This is a genomic window from Marinobacterium nitratireducens (assembly GCF_014645375.1).
In the GTDB taxonomy this organism is placed as follows: Bacteria; Pseudomonadota; Gammaproteobacteria; order Pseudomonadales; family Balneatricaceae; genus Marinobacterium_A; species Marinobacterium_A nitratireducens.
In genome coordinates, this window is record NZ_BMLT01000012.1 from 141,973 (window position 1) to 162,309 (window position 20,337).

Below are 20,337 nucleotides of genomic sequence, written 5' to 3' on the forward strand. Positions count from 1 at the left end.
CACCCGCTCAGTACCTGAACCGCTGCACCAGGCCCTCCAGGGTTCCGGTCAGGCGGTGCAGGCTCTGTGCCGCCTGAGCCGAGCTCGCCGCGGCCTCGGACGAGACCTGGGATGCCAGGTTGATGCTCTCGACGTTGCGGCCGATATCGCCAACCACCGACGCCTGCTCCTCTGTCGCCGCGGCCACCTGAAGGTTCATATCGGAAATATCCTCCACCTTGAGCGCAATGTCGCCGAACACTTCACCGAGCCGGCGCACCGCCTGCACCGAGCTGTCACTGAGCTCGCGTCCGATCCCCATCGCCGACACCGCACTGCCGGTCTCGCTCTGCAGCTGGTCGATCATCTGCCGGATCTCTTCGGTGCTCTGGGCGGTTCGCTGAGCCAGGCTGCGCACTTCGTCGGCGACCACCGCAAATCCACGCCCTGCATCACCGGCCCGCGCCGCTTCGATGGCGGCATTGAGCGCCAGCAGATTGGTCTGCTCGGAAATACCGCGAATCACATCGAGAATACCTCCGATCCGGCCCGAGTGGTCGGCCACCGCGCCGATCACCTGAGCCGCCTCGCCCATCTGCCCCGATAGCTGCTCGATCGCGTGAATATTGCGCTCGACCTCGGTACGCCCTTCCCCGGCCCGGTCCGCCGCTTGCTGCGCCATCCGTGCCGCGTTGGCGGCGCTGGCCGCAATCTCCTGCACCGTCGCCCCCATCTCGGTGATCGCCGCTGCCACCTGGGTCGTTTCGTCGCGCACGCCCGCCGATGCGCGGGAGCCGTCGTCAGCCGTCCGGCGCAGCTGGTCGGCGGTTCGTGTCTGGGCGCCGGAAGTATCGGCGATCTCGCCGATCATTGTCTGTAGCTGGGTTACAAAGCGATTGAACCCCTGCGCCAGTCGGGCCACCTCGTCACTGCCTTGCACGGGGATGCGTATCGAAAGATCGCCGCCACCCGCGGCGACAGCCTCCAGCCGGTCGGCCACCGCCGCCACGGGACCGGCAATCGAACCGGCGACCAGCACCGTCAGCACAAGACCCGCCAGTATCGCCGCAATGGCGATTCCAATGGACACCAGCGTGCTGTCATGCACCGCCGCCAGCGCTTCGCTCTCCGGCACTTCGGCAACCAGATGCCAGTCGACCCCGGGCACCCTGATCGAGGCAGCCATCCAGGGTTCGCCGTCCTTCATGATACGGCTTGTCCGCACGCCGTCGACGGACGGCAGCCCGCCGGCACTCCCGTGCTCTTCGAGCCGGGCTGCGCCGGGCGCCAGGTGCGGATGTACCTGAATCCGCCCGGCGCTGTCGGCAAGATAGACATAGCCGGTCTGCTCCAGACGGTATTCGCGAATTCGCTCGGCCAGCGCGCTGACGTTGATCCCCATCCCCGCGACACCCAGGTAGGCGCCGTCCGCGCCGCGCACGGCGATGTCGACGAAGAAGCGCGCCACGCCGGTATTGTCGACATCGAACACCAGGGCTTCGTCGACATTGCCATCCAGCATTTCGAAGAACCACTGAAAGCCCGGATCATGACGATCGAAAGAGGTCTTCTGCCCCTCCTCGTCATAGGCACTGTTAAGACCGGCGGTACGCAGGAACACGGTATCGGCGCCAAACCGCTGCCCCATCGTCCGCAATTGCTGCAGCATCAGCGTTTTTACCTGCCCCGGCGCCTCGCCGTTTTCGATCCAGTCGATCACGAACGGGCTGGTGGCAAGCTGTCGCGAGTTCGCGATGGCCGGTTTGATATCGGCGAGGATGTCGCTGCGAATCGCCTGCAGACGCGCCGGAAGCTCGTGGCTCAGCAGCCGCTCGGTAATACGCGCATTTTCCAGTTGGATAGTCAGCACGGTGGTCGCCGACATCGCCAGCAGCAGCAACAGGCTGACCAGAAAGATCAAGCGGTTGCGAATGGACAGTTTGCTCAGCACTCTCAATCCTCAGGTTGTTATCGGAATTTCCTGAGCGTGCTGTATCGGCGGCCGCCGGAAAAACTTAACCATTTGGACAGGTTGTTCTGCACACCGGGGTCTTGGCGAAGAAATGATTGCGAGGCGTGAGTGGTGAGTGGTGAGTGGTGAGTGGTGAGTGGTGAGTGGTGAGTGGTGAGTGGTGAGTGACGATAAAGGCCCCTGGGGGCCACTCAAGAAAATGCGCCGCCGCCGAAGCAGGCCGAAACCGGCCCCGACAGCATCTTCAGGCGTCTCGGCCTGAACCGGCCTGCGCGTCAGGCCACACGGTGCCCGCGCCCCGCTTCCAGCAGCGCGAACCAGTCCTGCCGGGACATGTCCAGCTCACAGCCAGCCAGGGCGTCGGCGATCCGCTCTTCGCTGAAACTGCCAAGCACCGGCACCGGCTGTCCCGGAATACGCCGTAACCAGGCCATCGCCAGTCCGACCGCACCGCAGCCGGCCTGCGCCGAAAGTTCCGCCAGGCGCTCGCCAAGACGCTCCTCCTCCAGCCGTCCGCCGGCCAGCGGCGACCAGGCCAGCAACTGCAGACCGTCGCGCTGCTGCGCCTCGGAAATTCCGTTGAACAGCGGCTGACTGGCGCGCAGCGACAACTCGATCTGGTTGCAGCAAAGGCGCGCACCCAGCGCCTGCTGCAACAGGCGCCACTGCTCGGGCAGGAAGTTGGACACCCCTAACTGAGCCACCTTGCCGCTGTGCAGCAGCCGCTCGAGCACGCGTGCCGTCGCTTCCGGATCCATCAGCGGATCCGGCCGGTGCAGCAGGAAAAGGTCCAGGCGCTCCACGCCCAGCCGCCCCAGGGTGCCGTCGACGGCGGCGACCAGGTGCTCCGCCGAGGTATCGTAATGCGACACCCCGGCAGCACCCGGCTGCGGTTTGACGATATCGGACTTGCCGATCAACCGCACCTTCGACCGCAGCTCGGGCCGACTGGCGAGGGCAGCGCCGAACAGCTCCTCACAACGGCCATCACCGTAGATATCCGCATGGTCGAACCAGCTGAGCCCCTGCTCGAGACGCCGCCCGATCCAGTCAGCCAGCGCCGCAGGCTGGCACAGCTGCTTCTGCTCACACAGACGCATCATGCCAAGCACCAGCGGCGTATCGACAACTCCGTGACTTACCAACATAGTTCCATTCGCTCCCGGTTCGGCGAGCGGTCGCCGCCCGGCGCCGTCGCCTTTGTTATATTCGGGTCCTGGTCAGGGCCCTGTGATCGCTTCCCGCCCGGGCATGCCGACAGGGCGTCTCTCAGGCCAGCGGCCCGACCGACAGTACCGTGCCGATCCGCCGGCTTTCGCCGGGCGCCAACCGCACCGGATCGAGCCCGGTGTTGGCTGCCTCGACGCAAACGAAACGCGGCTGCTGATCCATCCCCACATCGCTGAGACCGGCGGCCCCGACGCCGGGGTTCCAGACCACTGTAGACCCGCTGCCCGACTTTGCCACCCGCAGGCGGCGCTGCAGCACAGGATCCAGCACTTCGGTGACACCCGTATGACGATACACCCGATCCAGCGCCGACTCGACCCGCAGCTCGCCGTCCTGGCTGGCCCTGCGACCGTCACGCAGCTTGTCGAGGTAATCGCAGTCGCGCAGCCCCAAGATCTCGATCCTGCCAACGTCGGCAACCGCCAGATAGGAATGCAGCGCCTGGGTCAGCTCGACGGGCTGCTGTGCGACATTGCGGCTTTCCAGCAACAGCTCGATCGCAGACCCGCGCACCCTAACCTCGAGGCCGACCTCGAGCCCGGACCAGAGATTTCGCGTCGGCTCAGCGCGCAACTGCACGCCGTCAGCACCGGCATTCTGCAGTCTCCAGTCCCAGCGGGCGGTGCGGGCGACTCCGTGCGCAGGTTGCCCGGCTTGCGACGGGTGATCGCCGAACCAGGGCCAGCACAGCGGCACCCCGCCCCTGATCGGCGCCGGGGGCGCCTTGGCGCAGTCGCTGATCCACAGCAGCGGCGCCTCGCCGGCAGGGCGAAAATGCAGCACCTGGGCACCCTGGCGCGCGAGCGCCAGCTCGCCCCAGCTCCCCTTGATCAGCAACAGCTCGAAGTTCTGAAGCTGCTGTTCGTGTATGCCATCCGGCAAGGCGCTGAATAACGCCTCTATTTGCTGTCTCATCCGGTCACCGCCCTGCCAGCGAATTGTTGAGTCCCGCCGCCGCTCCGAGCAACCCCGGCATTTCGGCGGTGCAGAGCCACACCGGCACCTGCTTCATGTAGTCGGCGAAACGGCCCTTGGCCTCGAAGCCCCGGCGAAAATCGCTCGCCATCAGGCAGTCGCGGATGCGGGGCAGGATGCCGCCGCACAGATAGACACCGCCCCGTGCGCCCAGGGTCAGCACCGCATCGCCGGCCTGCTCGCCGAGGATTCGACAGAAACGGCTCAGGGTTTCCTCTGCCAGTGTATCACCCGCCTGCGCGGCCGCCGTAATCTCCGGCGGCTGAGACAGGGGCGCCGGCTGCGAATGATAGGCTGCAAGCGCCTGGTAGAGATTGACCAGCCCCTGGCCGCAGAGAATGCGCTCGACCGACACCCGCCCGTAGCGTTCTTTCAGGTGCCGCCAGATTGCCACTTCGGCTTCGTCGGTCGGCGCGAATCCGACATGACCGCCTTCGGTCGCCAGTGGCACCCACTCATCCCCCGCCGGCACCAGTGCCGAGACGCCGAGTCCGGTCCCGGGACCGATCACCAGTTTGGGGTTGCCCTCGAGCACCGAACCGCCTCCCAGTTCAAGCAGGTCCGAGGGCTCGATATGCAGCATACCCAGCGCCATCGCGGTAAAGTCGTTGAGCAGTCGCAGCTCGCTCAATCCCAGGCGTCGCTGCATCTCGCCGCGGTGAAAGGCCCAGTGATTGTTGGTCATGCGCAGCCGTTCGCCCTGCACCGGGCAGGCGAACGCCAGACAGGCGCGATCGACACCGGCGATACCCACCTCTGCCAGATAGGCAAAGCAGGCATCGTCGAGGTTCTCGTAGTCGGCGCAGGCCAGCGTACGCACCGCTTCCAGCGCAACCGATCCTGGCTTCACCAGCGCCAGACGGGCGTTGGTGCCGCCGATGTCACCCACCAGCGCGTATTCACTCATGTTCAGCTCTCCGTGGCGAAGAAGATGCTGGCGCCCTCTTCGGCGCAGTTTACCTGGCCACGCAACGGAGCGAACAGCTCACGCCCCATACCGGCCTGGTGACGCAGCACCTCGTCGCCGCAGGCGTCGCTGCGCGCCGCGAACTGCGCTTCGTCCACCAGCACCTCGAGCCGGCCGGCGCCGGCGTCGAGACGAATGATGTCCCCGTCCCGCACCCGCGCCAGCGCGCCACCCTTGCTGGCTTCGGGCCAGACATGAATCGCCGCCGGCACCTTGCCGGAGGCGCCGGACATGCGGCCGTCGGTGACCAGCGCGACCTTGAACCCTCGATCCTGCAATGTTCCCAGGTACGGGGTGAGCTTGTGAAGCTCCGGCATGCCGATGGCGCCGGGCCCCTGGAAACGGACGACGGCAACGAAGTCACGCTCGAGCTCGCCGCGTTTGAAGGCCTCGGCCAGCTGATCCTGATCGTCGAACACGATCGCCGGCGCCTCCACCAGCCGGTGTTCCGGCGCCACCGCCGAGATCTTGACCACACCGCGACCGAGGTTGCCGCCGAGCACCTTGAGACCGCCATCCTGGCTGAACGGCTCGGCCACCGGGCGCAGCACGGCTTCGTCGAGCGAGGTTTCGGGGCCTTCGCGCCACACCAGCTGCTTGCCGTCGAGGAAAGGCTCACGGGTGTAGTGCGACAGCCCGCGGCCCATAATGGTCGCGACGTCCTCGTGCAGCAGCCCTGCGGCCAGCAGCTCGCGCACCAGGAAGGCGGTGCCGCCGGCGGCCTGGAAGTGGTTGATGTCCGCTTCGCCGTTGGGGTAGATGCGCGCCAGCAGCGGCACCACTGCGGACAGGTCGGAGAAGTCGTCCCAGTTGATGACGATACCGGCCGCACGCGCCACCGCCACCAGATGCATGGTGTGGTTGGTCGAGCCGCCGGTGGCCAGCAGCGCCACCAGGCCGTTGACGATCGCTTTCTCGTCGACGACTTCGTAGAGCGGCGTGAAACGGCCGTTCTGGGCGGTATTACGCACCGCGCGCTGCGCCGACTCGCGGGTCAGGGCTTCGCGCAGTGGCGTACCGGGGTTGACGAAGGAGCTGCCGGGCAGGTGCAGCCCCATGAGTTCTACCACCAGCTGGTTGGTATTGGCGGTGCCATAGAAGGTGCAGGTGCCGGCGCTGTGATAGGAGCTCGATTCGCACTCGAGCAGCGCATCGCGCCCGACCTTGCCTTCGGCGTACAGCTGCCGGATGCGTGCCTTCTCCTTGTTGGGCAGACCGCTGGGCATGGGTCCTGCCGGCACGAAAACGGTGGGCAGATGACCGAAGCTCAGCGCCCCCATCAGCAGACCCGGCACTATCTTGTCGCAGACGCCGAGATAAAGCGCCGCATCGAACATATTGTGCGACAGCGCCACCGCCGTCGACATCGCGATGACGTCGCGGCTGAACAGGCTCAGCTCCATACCGGGCTGGCCCTGGGTCACGCCGTCGCACATCGCCGGCACGCCACCGGCGACCTGGGCCACAGATCCGAGTTCGCGCACCGCTTCTCGCACCTGCTCCGGATAATGCTCGTAAGGCTGGTGCGCGGACAGCATGTCGTTGTAGGCGGTCACCATACCGACATTGACGGCGTTGGTCAGTTTCAACGCCTGCTTGTCGCCCTGGCCGCAGGCGGCGAAGCCGTGTGCCAGGTTGCCGCACGAGAGCCGGCTGCGATGCACGCCCTTCTCTTCGGCCGCTTTCATACGCTGCAGATAGTCGCCGCGGCTGCTCCGGCTGCGGTCGATGATGCGCTGGGTAACTTGTTCGACGGTGGGGTGCATGGCAACTCCTGATGCTGGTTCCCGGCCGTCCATCATTCAGCGCCCGGAGCCCTTCCCCGGTTACGCAATAGATGAACGCCCTGTGTTTATTTTTTGTAAGTTTACCAATTTATAAAAACATTGTTTGCCTTTTTTACATTTTTCTCGTAAGTTTTACAAAAAATAATTCAAAACGACGATCTACAGAGAGCGAGGTACAACATGACCATTCGGGTTGCCATCAACGGTTTTGGACGCATCGGCCGCAACGTGCTGCGGGCACTTTATGAAAACGCTTACCGTGACCACATCCAGGTCGTCGCCATCAACGACCTCGGCGACGCCGCCATCAATGCCCATCTGTTCCAGTACGACAGCGTCCACGGACGATTCGCGGGCGTCGTCGAGCACGATGGCGAATCCATCAGCGTAAACGGTGACCGCATCCTGACGACCTCGCTGCGCGACCCGTCGGAACTGCCCTGGAAAACCCTCGGCGTCGACGTCGTGTACGAATGCACCGGACTGTTCACCAGCCGCGACAAAGCGGCGGCCCACCTTCAGGCGGGCGCCCGCAAGGTGATCATTTCGGCCCCCGGCAAGGAGGTCGACGCCACCGTGGTCTATGGGGTTAACGATAGCAGCCTGCGACAGAGGCACCAGATCATTTCCAACGCTTCCTGCACCACCAACTGTCTGGCGCCGGTGGCCCAGGTGCTGCAGCGCGAGATCGGCATCGAAAGCGGGCTGATGACCACCATCCACGCCTATACCAACGACCAGAATCTGTCGGATGTCTACCACAGCGACCTCTACCGCGCCCGCTCGGCCACCCAGTCGATGATTCCCACCAAGACCGGCGCCGCAGCCGCGGTGGGCCTGGTGCTGCCGGAGCTGGCCGGCAAGTTCGACGGCATGGCAGTGCGCGTCCCGACCATCAACGTTTCGCTGGTCGACCTGTCTTTCATCGCCGAGCGCGAGACCAGCGTGACGGAAGTCAACGCATTGCTCGAGGCTGCCGCCAAATCGTCATCGGTACTGGGTTACAATGAGTTGCCACTGGTGTCAGTCGATTTCAACCACTGCGCGTTGTCGTCCAGCTTCGACGCCACCCAGACCAAAGTTTCGGGCCGCCTGGTCAAGGTCATGGCCTGGTACGACAACGAGTGGGGCTTTTCCAACCGAATGCTCGACAACACCCTGGCCCTGATCAACGCGCCGGCCTGAGCCGGCGCCATTCCGAATACCAAGGCCGAAGGAGCGCTATTAATGCTACGCCGAACCAAGATCGTCGCCACCCTGGGACCCGCCACCAGCAGTCCCGAAACGCTCGAGCAGCTCATCCTCGCAGGTGCCGACGTCGTACGGCTCAATTTCTCCCATGGCGAGGCCGAAGACCATCGCGCCCGGGCCGAACTGGTACGCGAACTGAGCCGCAAGCACGGACGTTTCGTCGCCATTCTCGGAGATCTGCAGGGGCCCAAGATCCGCATCTCTCGCTTTCGCGACAACAAGGTGCTGCTGAAACAGGGCCAGGCCTTTGCCCTCGACGCCAGCCTGGACAAAGACGCCGGCGACGAGACCCAGGTCGGGCTCGACTACGAAGCCCTGTTCCGTGATGCCCGCCCCGGCGACATCCTGTTGCTGGACGACGGCCGGGTCGAACTGAAGGTCACCGAAGTCAAGGCGCAGCGCGTCGAAACCGAGGTGCTGGTCGCAGGCCCGCTTTCCAACAACAAGGGCATCAACCGTCTCGGCGGCGGCCTCTCCGCCAAGGCCCTGACCGACAAGGACCGCGCGGACATCAAGGTGGCAGCCGCGATTGGCGTCGACTACGTCGCGGTCTCCTTCCCGCGCGACGCCGCCGACATGGACGAAGCCCGCGCACTGCTGGAAGCGACCGGCTCGAAGGCCGGACTGATCGCCAAGATCGAGCGCGCCGAAACCGTCGCCGACGACGAAGTGCTCGACGGCATCATCCGCGCCTCCGAAGGCGTGATGGTGGCCCGCGGCGACCTGGCCGTGGAAATCGGCGATGCCGAACTGGTGGCGGTGCAAAAGCACATCATCAGCCGTGCCCGCAGCCTCAACAAGGTGGTGATCACCGCGACCCAGATGATGGAGTCGATGATCTCGAGCCCGATGCCGACCCGCGCCGAAGTCTCCGATGTCGCCAACGCCGTGATGGACTACACCGACGCCGTGATGCTGTCGGCGGAAACCGCCGCCGGTGACTATCCGATCGAAACCGTCAAGGCGATGTCACGCGTCTGCATGGGTGCCGAACGCCACCCGATCACCCATCGTTCCAAGCACCGCATCAATGAAAGCTTCGGCGAGATCGACGAGACCATCGCACTCAGCGCGATGTACGCGGCCAACCACCTGCAGGGCGTCACGGCCATCATCTGCATGACCGAGTCGGGCAAGACGCCGCTGTGGATGTCGCGCATCCGCTCCCCGCTGCCGATCTTCGCGCTGTCGCGGCGCGAGGACACCCAGAACCGCGTGGCGCTGTATCGCGGCGTGCAGACGATCCCGTTCTACAGCGAGGAAATCCCGCCGAACGAGATCAACCAGCGCGCCGTCGACGAACTGAAGTCGCGAGGCGTCGTCAGCGACGGCGACCGGGTCATCATCACCAAGGGCGACTACATCAACGCCCAGGGGGGCACCAATACCCTCAAGGTGGTGACCGTCGGTCAGCTGATACCCTGAACAAAGGGCGCTCCGGCGCCCTCCGGGCACCGGGATTTCCCGGTGCCGCTACCTCACTCTCCTCGGAGTGACCCCAGGTCCGGTCTGATCACAGGCTCTTATTGGTTGCACTTTAAGGTTCACGGACACAGGGTCTTTCACGCGGGCGCCGGACGGATTCCCCCGGCTGCCCGTTTTTTTTATCCTATTCGAAGGCAGGCGCGGCACCGCAGGTGACGTCGCTCCGGTCCGTTTACCGTTGGCGCCTCGAAAGACCGCCCTCTCATAAGAATAAAAGGGACTGACGATGACCACCGACATCGCCGTGCAATTGAAAACTGCCCGCAAACTGCGCTGCCCACCGCTGCCGAACGACAGCCTGGAGCGCCCCCGCCTCGCGGAACGCCTGCAGGAACCGCTCGAGGGACGCCTGCTGCTGGTGCGCGCACCCGCGGGGTACGGCAAAACCACGCTGATAAACAGCTGGTCCCAACGCCGCGAACTCGACACGCTCTGGTACAACCTGGATGCAACCGACAACCAGGCCGAGGCCTTCATGCGCTACCTGGGTGACGGCATGCGCGAGCGCCTGGACCTTACGCCGGCGCCGGAGCCCGTCGCGACGGATGCCTGCGCAATGATGATCGAGCTGCTCAATGCTCTGCCTGAACAACACGAGCCGCTGCTACTGGTGCTGGACGATTATCATCATATCGACGACCCGCGTATCGACGCCGCCATCCGGTTACTGCTTCGCCATCTGCCGCCCTATCTGAATGTCGCCGTCCTCAGCCGCAGCCAGCCACAATTCGGTGTTGCCCAGCTGCGTGTTCAGCGACGGCTGATCGAAATCGACAGCGGCGAGCTCGCTTTCGACAGCGACGAGACCGCCGCGCTGCTCGAGCGCGAACTGCCGTTCGAAGTGAGCCGGGAACAGGTGGAGCGGCTCGCCCGCCGGACCGAGGGCTGGGCGTCGGCGCTGCAGCTGGCCTGCCTCAACGGCCAGACGCCGGCGCTGCTGGATGCGTTTATCGATGCACTGAAGGATGGCCAGCCCCACGTGCTCGACTATATCGCCGAGGAAGTGCTGGCGCCGCTGCCCGAAACGCCCCGCCGCTTCATGCTCGACACCGGCATACTTGAACGTTTCGACAGCGGCCTTGCTTCACGGGTCAGCGGCAACGACGATGCCCCCGCACTGCTGGCGCAGCTCGAGCGCGAAGGGCTTTTCCTGCGCCCCTGTGACGATGCCCCGGGCTGGTATCGCTATCAGTCGCTGGTTGCCCGCAGCCTGCAGTTGCTGCTGCAGCGTCAGTCGCCCAGGGAAACCAGCGAGCGACACCTGCGCGCCTGCGATGCCTGGCTCGATCTCGGCGCCCCGATACGGGCCCTGCACCACGCCCTCGCCGCCCGCGACGAATCGCGACTGCTGGCACTGCTGCTTCGCTACGGGCGGCAACTGTTCGACGAGGGCCAGCTGGCGCTGTTGCAGCAGTGCCTGCAGCGCCTGAGCCCCGCCAGCGTCCATCGCCAGCCTCTGCTGACGCTGCTCAGCGCCTGGGTGGCCCAGAGCCAGCACCATTTCGAGGAGGCCGAGTCGTGGTTGCAGCGGGCCGAGGAAACCCTCAAGCCGATCTACAACGAAGACGAATGGCAGACGCTGCAGGGGGATTTCAGTGCCATTCGGGCTCAGATGGCGATGAATGTCGGCGCCACGGACGAGGCCATCACACTCGCGGAGACCGCACTGTCGCTCAACCCGGAGCTGATGCGCCGCTCCCGGACCACGGCGCTTTCGGTGCTTGGCGAGGCGCATTTCGTGCGCGGCAACCTCGACGAAGCCCAGCGCCGCATGGGCGACACCGAACAGCAGGCGCGGGCCCAGGACTCGTCGCAGCTGGTACTGTGGACCCTGATCCAGCAGTCGGAGCTGGCGATCGCCCGCGGCCATCTGCAGCAAGCCTACAACCTTCAGGAACGGGCCTTCAGCTACGCCGAGTCGCAACGACTGCCCGCCAATCCCATGCTGGAGTTCCTGCACCGTATCCGCGGCCAGATTCTCTGGGAATGGCACCACCTCGAAGCTGCCGAACAGTGCGCCCTGCAGGGTATCGAGATCCTCGAACCCCAGGGCGAGCGCTGGTTGCTGCAGTGTTACACCCTGCTGGCCAAGGTCGCGCACAGCCAGGGACGGCAAAGCCTGTGCGCCGACTACATCCAGCGCATGCAGAAACTGCTGGCGCGCTGGGACTACCACCTGGACTGGGTCGCCAACGCCCAGGCGATGCTGATTACCTACTGGGAGGAGACCAGCGATCGCGACAACCTGGCGCGCTGGGTCGATACCGCTCCGGTGCAGGGGGCGCTGACCAATCACTTCGGGCAGTGCAACGCCCGCAACCGGGCGCGGGCGCTGCTGGCACTGGAACGCTACGATGCTGCCGCCGGACTGCTGAACGACTGCCTGACGAACGCCGAGCGCTGCGGCCTGATCATGGATCAGAACCGCAACCACCTGTATCTGGCGCTGCTGCACTGGCAGCAGCAACAGCGCGAGGCGGCGCTCGGCCACCTGCACCGAGCACTGACGCTGGCGACCACCACGGGGGTCATCAGCAGCTTCCTGCGCCTGGGCAAGCCGCTGATCGTGATGCTCAAGGCGACCCTGGCAGAGCGCGATCTGTCGGACCTCGAACGCCAGCGGGCGGAACGCCTGATCGGACTCAGCCAGCAGCAGCGCCAGTTCAGCCGCGCCATCCGCATCACCCTCGACGAAGCCATCATCCAGGACATCATCAACCGCCCGGATGTGCCCGAGCTGATCCGCACCTCGCCGCTGACCCGGCGCGAATGGCAGGTCCTGAGCCTGATTCACGGGGGTCTGCCGAACGAGCAGATCGCCTCCCAGCTCGACGTCGCGCCCACCACCATCAAGACCCATATCCGCAGCCTGTACCAGAAACTCGGTGTCGCCAGCCGCGCCGAAGCCATCGATCTGGCAACGGATCTGCTGTCCAAGATCCAGGGGGAGTAGCGGTGCTACCCCTGCCTCCTCCCCGCGCCTCAGCGGCCGATACGCCCCCGAAAGACCGGCCGGGGAGGATGTGACGGCGTTAGCGAATCGCGATTATGGCCCCATCACCCGGACCCAAACGGAGCAGGCCATAACATGATCCACAAGAACCCCGACTGGTGGCGTGGCGCGGTCATTTACCAGATCTACCCGCGCAGCTTTTTCGACAGCAACGGCGACGGTATCGGCGACCTGCCCGGTATCACCGCCAAGCTCGACTACGTCGCCTCGCTCAACGTCGACGCCATCTGGCTCTCGCCCTTTTTCCGCTCGCCGATGAAGGATTTCGGTTACGACGTTTCCGACTACCGCGACGTCGACCCGCTGTTCGGCAGTCTGGAGGACTTCGATTGCCTGGTGGCGCGCGCCCACGAACTGGGGCTCAAGGTCATCATCGACCAGGTGCTGAGCCATACCTCCGACCAGCACGACTGGTTCCGCGAGAGCCGGCAGAGTCGTGACAACGCCCGCGCCGACTGGTATGTCTGGGCCGATCCGCGCCCGGACGGCACGCCGCCGAACAACTGGCTGTCGGTATTCGGCGGCTCCGCCTGGACCTGGGACAGCCGTCGTCGCCAGTACTACCTGCACAACTTTCTCAGCAGCCAGCCGGACCTCAACTTCCACAATCCCGAGGTCGTCGACCAGATTCTGGCGGACGTCGAATTCTGGCTGCAGCGTGGCGTCGATGGCTTCCGCCTCGATACCGCAAATTTTTACTTCCACGATGACAGGCTGCGCGACAACCCGGCCAGCGATGCCGCGCGCCAGGGCGGTATCGGTGTGCGGCTCGACAACCCCTACGCCTTCCAGAGCCATGTTTACGACAAGACCCGGCCGGAAAACCTCGGCTTTCTGCGCAAGCTGCGGGCGCTGCTGGACCGCTACCCCGGCACCACCAGCGTCGGCGAGGTCGGATGCGACCGTTCGCTGCAGACCATGGCCGACTACACAGCCGGCGGCGACAAACTGCACATGGCCTACTCCTTCGATCTGCTTACCGAGCAGCACAGCGCCGCGTTCATCCGCCATACCGTCGAGACCATCGAACAGGCCCTGGACGACGGCTGGCCCTGCTGGTCTATCGGCAATCACGACGTCGAGCGCGTAATGAGCCGCTGGGGCGACAATGGCGCCCCCGCCGCCCAGGCACGGCAACTGATGGCCCTGCTGCTGACATTGCGGGGCAGCCTCTGCGTCTACCAGGGCGAGGAACTCGGCTTGACCGAGGCGCAGCTCGCCTATGACGACCTGGTCGATCCCTACGGCATCACCTTCTGGCCCGAATTCAAGGGACGCGACGGCTGCCGCACCCCGCACCCCTGGCAGGCCGGCGTGCCCGGCGCCGGTTTCAGCAGCGCCAAGCCCTGGCTGCCGGTACCGGCCGAGCATCACGAGCGGGCCGTAAGCCGTCAGCAGAGCGACGAGACGTCCGTGCTGAACAGCTACCGCCGCTTCCTCGCCTGGCGACAGCAGCACCCGGCACTGATCCGCGGCGACATCGAAATGCTCGATAGCGGCGACAAGGTACTGGCCTTCACCCGCTCGCTGGACGACGAACGGTTGCTGGTGATCCTGAACCTCGATGCCGAACCGGGCCGGATCGAACTGACCGGCGACTGGCGACTGCTCCCCCTGCCAGTGGCATTCAATGCCGGCACACTGCTCGATGGCACTGCCGAGCTGCCGGCCTACGGCGTGCTGATCGCCGCTCCCAGACAACAATAATACGGAGTTCCCGATGTCCACCGTAACGCTGAAAAACGTATCCAAGAACTATGCCGGTGTGCCGGTATCGCAAAATATCGACCTGCAGATCGACAATGGCGAATTCGTGGTCTTCGTCGGACCCTCGGGCTGCGGCAAGTCGACGCTGCTGCGCATGATCGCCGGCCTCGAGGAAATCAGCTCGGGTGAGCTCTATATCGGCGACGTCTGCGTCAACGACAAGCCGCCGTCGGAGCGCTCGGTCGGGATGGTTTTTCAGTCCTACGCCCTGTACCCGCACCTGACGGTGGCGGAGAACATGGCCTTCGGGCTCAAGCTCGCCAAGACCGAACGAGCCGAGATCGAGCGCCGCATCGAGAGCGCCGCCCGCATCCTGCAGCTCGACAAGCTGCTCGAGCGCAAACCCAAGGATCTGTCGGGCGGGCAGCGTCAGCGCGTGGCAATCGGCCGCACCATGGTACGCGAACCCAAGGTGCTGCTGTTCGACGAGCCGCTGTCGAACCTCGACGCCGGTCTGAGGGTGCAGATGCGTATCGAGATTGCCAGCCTGCACCGGCGCCTTCGCTCGACCATGATCTACGTCACCCACGATCAGGTCGAGGCCATGACGCTTGCCGACAAGATCGTGGTGCTGGACGGCGGCAGAATCGCCCAGGTCGGCGCGCCGCTGGAACTCTACCACTATCCCGGCAACCGTTTCGTCGCCGGATTCATCGGCTCGCCGCAGATGAACTTCATTGACGTCAGCCTGCACCGCCCCGGCGAGCGACTCACCGAGATACGTCTGCCCGGCGGCCAGCTGCTGGCGATACCGGTCGACAGCCGCGGCATCGAAGCTGGGGCGGCGATGACGCTGGGTATCCGTCCCGAGCACTGCCTCGACCCCGAACAGGCCGAAGCCCGCCTGCCCGGCACGCCGAGAGCGGTGGAGCGCCTCGGCGACCAGACGCTGGTCTACCTCGAGCTCGAGGGCGTCGGCCCGGCCACTCTGCGACTCGAAGGCGACGTCCCGATCGATGAGCGCAAGCCCATGGCGCTCGGACTCGATCCGAACCGTTGTCACCTCTTTAGCAGCGACGGTAACGCCTGCCCGCGCCACTATCGCGAGGCCGGCTTCGCCGACTGAAACCTCACCCCGCCTCCCTCTGCGCGGCGGTCTCGCCGCGCATTTCACGCCCGATTCCGCTCCCGGAAACGGCTACCAGGCGACCCGCCACGAACCCAAGGTTAAACATCTCCACCCGGCTGCAAGCCCATTTCGCTGCGAGGGCGCAGCTCCTACGGGTGCTTTGGCGACCGCGGCGTGCATCGAGCGTTCCGTCCCGCCCGTAGGAGTGGCGTACCCAAACTTACGGGCACTTCACCCGCCGCGAACGCAAGGTTAAACAACTCCACCCGGCTGCCCGCCCATTTCGCTGCGGGGGCGCAGCTCCTACGGGTGCTTCGGCGACCGCGGCGCGCATCGACCGCCCCGTCCCGCCGTAGGCGTGGCCTACCCAAACTTACGGGCACTTCCCCGCCACGAACGCAAGGTTAAACGGGTTCACCCGGCTGCCAACCCTTTTCGCTGCGAGGGCGCAGCTCCTACGGCTGGTAGTCTGCACCCATCGGTGTCCTGACCTGTCGTTGTGGATGCTCACAAGGGGCGACCGATAAATCGTAGGAGCGGCGCCCCGCCGCGAACACAAGGTAAAACATATCCACCCATCTGCAACCCTTTTCGCTGCGAGGGCGCAGCTCCTACGGCTGGTAGCCTGCACCCATCGGTGTCCTGACCTGTCGTTGGATGCTCACAAGGGGCGACCGATAAATCGTAGGGGCGGCGCCCCGCCGCGAACACAAGGTAAAACATATCCACCCATCTGCAAGCCATTTCGCTGCGAGGGCGCAGCTCCTACGGCTGGTAGCCTGCACCCATCGGTGTCCTGACCTGTCGTTGTGGATGCTCACAAGGGGCGACCGATAAATCGTAGGAGCGGCGCCCCCGCCGCGAAGCTTTTTACCCACGTCCAAAGCGCCCGCAAAACGGACATTCCTGGACAGAAGCCTGCACAAGCCCCGTTTATCGGACCACGATAGCGTTCAGCCAGGCACAGACGCGCATCGGCGGACGTCGGCCCGGTGCGCTTCGTTACCCTCAACGGCACCCTGCATTCAGGTTTCGGTATGGCGCATACAACGAAAAAAGGCGGACCTGCTCCCGGGGAGCAGATCCGCCTTGTTGCCGCGGCGCAAAACGCCGCGTCATCGCTCGGTGTAAGCGGCTAGCCCTTGACCCCGCCTGCGGTGAGTCCGCCAACCAGCCAGCGCTGGCAGTACAGGAACACCAGCGTGATCGGGAATCCCGAGAGCACCGCGGCGGCGGCAAAGTCGCCCCAGAGATAGTTCTGCTCGTACAGATACTGCTGCGCCCCGACCGCCAGCGTCAGCTGGTCGACGTCGAGCAGCAGCACCGACGCCATCGGATATTCGGTAATGGTGGTGATGAAGGCCAGAATAAACACCACCGCCAGGATCGGCACCGACAGCGGCAACAGAATGTAGAGGAATGCCTGCCAGGTCGTGGCGCCGTCGATGATCGCGGCCTCCTCCAGCGACCTGTCGAGGGTGTCGAAATAGCCCTTGATGGTCCAGATGTGCAACGCCATGCCGCCAAGCGATGCAACGATCAGCGCGCCATGGCTGTTGATGCCGAGCCAGTCGACGTACTGCCCGAGCTGGTCGAAAAGCGCGTAGATGGCCACCAGCGACAGTACCGGCGGAAACATCTGAAAGATCAGCATCGATTTCAGCAGCGTGGTCTTGCCGGCGAAACGCAGCCGTGCAAAGGCGTAGGCGCTGGTCGTCGACAACAGCAGGATCAGCACCGACGAGATGGTGGCCACCTTGATCGAGTTCCAAAGCCAAAGCAATACCGGGAACGGCGGTTCAACGACGGTCCCATCCGGCAGGCTGTAGTTGAAACCCAGCGCCAGCGCCCAGTGCTCCAGGGTCGGCTGCTCCGGCAGCAAACTGCCGGTGGCGAAGTTACCGGCACGAAAGCTGATCGATATCACCATCATCAGCGGAAACAGCGCAATGCCGAGAAAGGCGATCAGGCCCGCGTGGCTGGCCCAGACGCGGTAACGGGTGGAGCGGGAACGTACGATAGCCATATCAGACCTCCATCTTGCCAAGACGCATCTTCAGCAGCGACAACCCGCCGACCAGCAGGAATATCATCGTCGCGATGGCCGCGGCGAGACCGAAGTTCTGGCCGGAGTCCTGGAAGGCGATGCGGTAGGTGTAGCTGACCAGAAGATCCGTCGTGCCGGCCGGCGTGCTGGCACCGATGATGTCCGGGGAGCCGCCGGTCAGCAGCGTGATAAGCACGAAGTTATTGAAATTGAATGCGAAGCAGGCGATCAGTAGCGGCGTCAGCGGTTTGATGATCAGCGGCAGCGTGATCTTGAACAGGTTGTCCAGGGGACCTGCGCCGTCCATCGCCGAGGCTTCGTAGAGATCCTGCGGAATCGACTGCAACAGCCCCATGCACAGCAGCATCATGTAGGGATAGCCGAGCCAGGTATTGACGACCAGAATCATGGTTCGCGCCATGGCGGGATCGCTGAACCAGTCGGGGCTCAGGCCGAACAGGCCCTGCAGCACCAGATTGATCTCACCGAAGTTCTGGTTGAATAATCCCTTGAAGACCAGGATCGAAATGAAGGCCGGTACGGCATACGGCAGGATCAGCAGGGTCCGGTACAGCGCCTTGCCCCGCATCAGCTCCCACTGCAGCAGACTGGCCAGTACCAGTCCGAGCATCAGCGTGAACACCACCGTGCCGCCGGCAAACACCAGGGTCCAGACGAAAATCTCCAGGAAGGGACCGCGGATGCTGGGATCGGTGACCACCTTGAGGTAGTTGTCCCAGCCGATGCCGACCACGAATCCGGGCGGTACATGCTCGCCGTCGGCGCGCTGATAGAAGCCGGCATCCTGGTCGATGGTCAGGCGCTCGCCGTTGCGGTTGTCGATCAGACTGCCATCATCCTGCAGCGAATAGACCGGCAGGCGCGCGGCAAATTCGCGCAGACCGCTGAGGCTCAGTTCGTCCCCGTCCGGGAGCTGCAGACGCAGCCCGGAGAGTGGCTTGCGCAGTTTGATGATATCGCGCATCGCCAGCGGCTCGCCGCTCGTCACCCCGGTGTCCGGCTCGAGCACCAGCCGGTCGCTGCCATCGAAGTCGAACGGGGCGGTTTCCAGCGTTCCGTCCGGCCCGTCGAGCAACAGCCGATAGCGGCCACCCTCGTCGTACAGCCGGAACGGGAAACGCCCGCTGTCGCTCTGGTAGGTTTGCGACAGGTGGTAGGCCTGCACCCGCTCCAGGTCCAGCAGGTTGCTGGCGCTGTAATTGGTGAAGCCGATACCGACGGTGTACAGCAGCGGAAAAATAACGAACACGCCCATGCCGGCCACCGCCGGATAGGCGTAGCGGTGGGCATAGGCACGGCGGCTGAGGTAGACGTAACCGGCGGAGCTCACCACCACCAGCGCCAGCAGTGCGAACGCCAGTTGCTGCTGGGCGTAGAGCGCGACCACCAGGTAGAAGCCGGCGAGCGCCAGCGCCAGCCCCGCGGCGAGCTTGAAACCGATCTTTACATTGAGGGTGCCTTTGCCCGCGGCAAAGTTTCTCAGAGCATAACTCGACATGACCAGACCCTTCAGGTATTGACGGCGGGACCGGCGCCGCGGGTGGCACCGGCCCCGGCTGCGTTAATTGAGAATGCGCTTGGCGGCGTCGTCGAGGGCATCCTTGACGGACTGGCGACCGGAGGTGATGTTTTTCAGCGCCGGCTCCATCGACGACCAGAAAGCCCCCATTTCCGGCACGTTCGGCATCGGCTCTCCCATCTCGGCATTCTTGAAGGTGGCGTAGATATTCGGGTCCTGCGACAGCTCCTCCATCAACTCGCGGTTGGCGACCGCGCCCAGCGGCACATCCTCGTTGACCGTTTTAAGGCCCTCGACGCGCAGCAGATAGTTCTCCAGGAACTCGACCGCCAGATCCCGGTTCGGGCTGGCGGCGTTGAGGGTCGCGGCCAGTACACCGGTCAGGGGTTTGCCGGGCTGCTCGCCGACCGCCGGGATAGCGGCGACGCCGAAGTCGATGCCGCTTTTCTTGAGGTTGGCCCAGGACCAGGGACCGTTCAGCATCATCGCCACCTCGCCCTTGTTGAAGGCGGACTCCATGGCGCCGTAATCCGCCCCCCTTGGCATCACTCCGGTGTCGATGAGATCCTGCAAAAGACCCGCGGCGCGCAGACTGCCCGGGTTGTTCACGCCGGTGTCGGAGACATCATAGCCGTCCGCGGTTTTGCGAAACGGATAGCCTCCCTCGGCGGCGAACAGCGGCCAGCTGAAGTAGGTGTTGTTGTAATCCCACAGAATCGCCTTCTTGCCCTCGGCTGCGAGCGACCTGTCGAGCGCCACCACGTCGGCGAAAGTCGCCGGCGGGGTATCGATCAGCGCCTTGTTGTAGATCAGCCCGATCGCCTCCACGGCCATCGGATAACCGTAATGGCGGCCATTGACGGTCACCGCATCCCAGGCGAAGTCGACGATGCCGTTCTTGACCTCGTCGCTGGGCTCCACCGGGACGATCAGGCCGCTGGCGGCCCATTCGCCGAAACGGTCGTGGGGCCAGATGAAGATATCCGGCCCGTTGCCGGTCGCCGCGGCCTGCTGAAACTTGTCGGTAACGTTGTCCGGATGGGACACCTCGACCGCGATGCCGGTCTCGTCGGTAAACCTTTTGCCGACCTCGGCCAGCCCCTTGTATCCCTTGTCGCCGTTGATCCAGACGACGAGCTTGCCCTCTTCGATCGCCGCCTGGGCGGCGGCGCCGAAGCCGCTCGCGGCGAATGACAGAGCCAGTGTGGCGATGAGTTTGTTCTTATTCATGGTGCGTACTACCCGTAAGCTTGTT

Annotated in this window: 13 protein-coding genes; 5 read left to right on the forward strand and 8 right to left on the reverse strand. The window is 64.6% G+C overall.

All coding sequences use genetic code 11. The annotated features are described in order from the left end of the window. Positions 1–7 precede the first annotated feature (7 nt). From IEX85_RS20180 to edd, 5 genes are all read right to left on the reverse strand, one after another. Positions 8–1,930, reverse strand: a complete 1,923-nt coding sequence (locus IEX85_RS20180) for a methyl-accepting chemotaxis protein (RefSeq protein WP_188862432.1) — start codon at positions 1,928–1,930, stop codon at positions 8–10. A gap of 296 nt (positions 1,931–2,226) precedes the next feature. Then, entirely contained in the window at positions 2,227–3,099 is an 873-nt protein-coding gene (locus tag IEX85_RS20185) for an aldo/keto reductase (RefSeq protein WP_188862433.1), read from the reverse strand. A gap of 121 nt (positions 3,100–3,220) precedes the next feature. After that, positions 3,221–4,096, reverse strand: a complete 876-nt coding sequence (locus IEX85_RS20190) for a D-hexose-6-phosphate mutarotase (RefSeq protein ID WP_188862434.1) — start codon at positions 4,094–4,096, stop codon at positions 3,221–3,223. 4 nt (positions 4,097–4,100) lie between these two features. Beyond that, the gene (locus IEX85_RS20195) at positions 4,101–5,063 is read right to left on the reverse strand and encodes a glucokinase (RefSeq protein WP_188862435.1); all 963 of its coding nucleotides are present in this window, start codon (positions 5,061–5,063) and stop codon (positions 4,101–4,103) included. A 2-nt stretch (positions 5,064–5,065) separates the two neighbouring features. Next, positions 5,066–6,889, reverse strand: a complete 1,824-nt coding sequence (gene edd, locus IEX85_RS20200) for a phosphogluconate dehydratase (RefSeq protein WP_188862436.1) — start codon at positions 6,887–6,889, stop codon at positions 5,066–5,068. 201 nt (positions 6,890–7,090) lie between these two features. Between edd and gap the strand changes: the two genes are divergently transcribed. From gap to malK, 5 genes are all read left to right on the forward strand, one after another. Next, the gene (gene gap / locus IEX85_RS20205) at positions 7,091–8,095 is read left to right on the forward strand and encodes a type I glyceraldehyde-3-phosphate dehydrogenase (RefSeq protein ID WP_188862437.1); all 1,005 of its coding nucleotides are present in this window, start codon (positions 7,091–7,093) and stop codon (positions 8,093–8,095) included. A 42-nt stretch (positions 8,096–8,137) separates the two neighbouring features. After that, on the forward strand, positions 8,138–9,586 hold the full coding sequence (gene pyk, locus IEX85_RS20210; RefSeq protein WP_188862438.1) for a pyruvate kinase: 1,449 nt from the start codon (positions 8,138–8,140) through the stop codon (positions 9,584–9,586). A gap of 286 nt (positions 9,587–9,872) precedes the next feature. Then, positions 9,873–12,599 (forward strand): HTH-type transcriptional regulator MalT, encoded by a 2,727-nt coding sequence (malT, locus tag IEX85_RS20215; protein ID WP_188862439.1) that lies wholly within the window; start codon positions 9,873–9,875, stop codon positions 12,597–12,599. A gap of 135 nt (positions 12,600–12,734) precedes the next feature. Then, complete coding sequence (locus IEX85_RS20220) at positions 12,735–14,366, forward strand: alpha-glucosidase family protein (protein WP_188862440.1); 1,632 nt, start codon at positions 12,735–12,737, stop codon at positions 14,364–14,366. A gap of 13 nt (positions 14,367–14,379) precedes the next feature. Continuing rightward, positions 14,380–15,492, forward strand: a complete 1,113-nt coding sequence (gene malK, locus IEX85_RS20225) for a maltose/maltodextrin ABC transporter ATP-binding protein MalK (RefSeq protein WP_188862441.1) — start codon at positions 14,380–14,382, stop codon at positions 15,490–15,492. A gap of 1,138 nt (positions 15,493–16,630) precedes the next feature. On the opposite strand, the gene malG is transcribed toward malK, so the two are convergent. From malG to malE, 3 genes are all read right to left on the reverse strand, one after another. Further along, positions 16,631–17,521 (reverse strand): maltose ABC transporter permease MalG, encoded by an 891-nt coding sequence (gene malG, locus IEX85_RS20230; protein ID WP_188862442.1) that lies wholly within the window; start codon positions 17,519–17,521, stop codon positions 16,631–16,633. A 1-nt stretch (position 17,522) separates the two neighbouring features. Continuing rightward, entirely contained in the window at positions 17,523–19,061 is a 1,539-nt protein-coding gene (malF, locus tag IEX85_RS20235; protein ID WP_188862443.1) for a maltose ABC transporter permease MalF, read from the reverse strand. A 63-nt stretch (positions 19,062–19,124) separates the two neighbouring features. Beyond that, positions 19,125–20,312 carry a maltose/maltodextrin ABC transporter substrate-binding protein MalE gene (malE, locus tag IEX85_RS20240; RefSeq protein ID WP_188862444.1) on the reverse strand — a complete coding sequence of 396 codons (1,188 nt, stop codon included), beginning with the start codon at positions 20,310–20,312 and terminating at the stop codon, positions 19,125–19,127. Positions 20,313–20,337: the final 25 nt, after the last annotated feature.

Coding starts and splice junctions, on each gene's coding strand:
- IEX85_RS20185 (WP_188862433.1), bottom strand. CDS start 3,099: ATGTTGGTAAGTCACGGAGTTGTCGATACGCCGCTGGTGCTTGGCATG.
- malE (WP_188862444.1), bottom strand. CDS start 20,312: ATGAATAAGAACAAACTCATCGCCACACTGGCTCTGTCATTCGCCGCG.
- malK (WP_188862441.1), top strand. CDS start 14,380: ATGTCCACCGTAACGCTGAAAAACGTATCCAAGAACTATGCCGGTGTG.
- edd (WP_188862436.1), bottom strand. CDS start 6,889: ATGCACCCCACCGTCGAACAAGTTACCCAGCGCATCATCGACCGCAGC.
- pyk (WP_188862438.1), top strand. CDS start 8,138: ATGCTACGCCGAACCAAGATCGTCGCCACCCTGGGACCCGCCACCAGC.
- malF (WP_188862443.1), bottom strand. CDS start 19,061: ATGTCGAGTTATGCTCTGAGAAACTTTGCCGCGGGCAAAGGCACCCTC.
- IEX85_RS20190 (WP_188862434.1), bottom strand. CDS start 4,096: ATGAGACAGCAAATAGAGGCGTTATTCAGCGCCTTGCCGGATGGCATA.
- IEX85_RS20195 (WP_188862435.1), bottom strand. CDS start 5,063: ATGAGTGAATACGCGCTGGTGGGTGACATCGGCGGCACCAACGCCCGT.
- gap (WP_188862437.1), top strand. CDS start 7,091: ATGACCATTCGGGTTGCCATCAACGGTTTTGGACGCATCGGCCGCAAC.
- IEX85_RS20220 (WP_188862440.1), top strand. CDS start 12,735: ATGATCCACAAGAACCCCGACTGGTGGCGTGGCGCGGTCATTTACCAG.
- malG (WP_188862442.1), bottom strand. CDS start 17,521: ATGGCTATCGTACGTTCCCGCTCCACCCGTTACCGCGTCTGGGCCAGC.
- malT (WP_188862439.1), top strand. CDS start 9,873: ATGACCACCGACATCGCCGTGCAATTGAAAACTGCCCGCAAACTGCGC.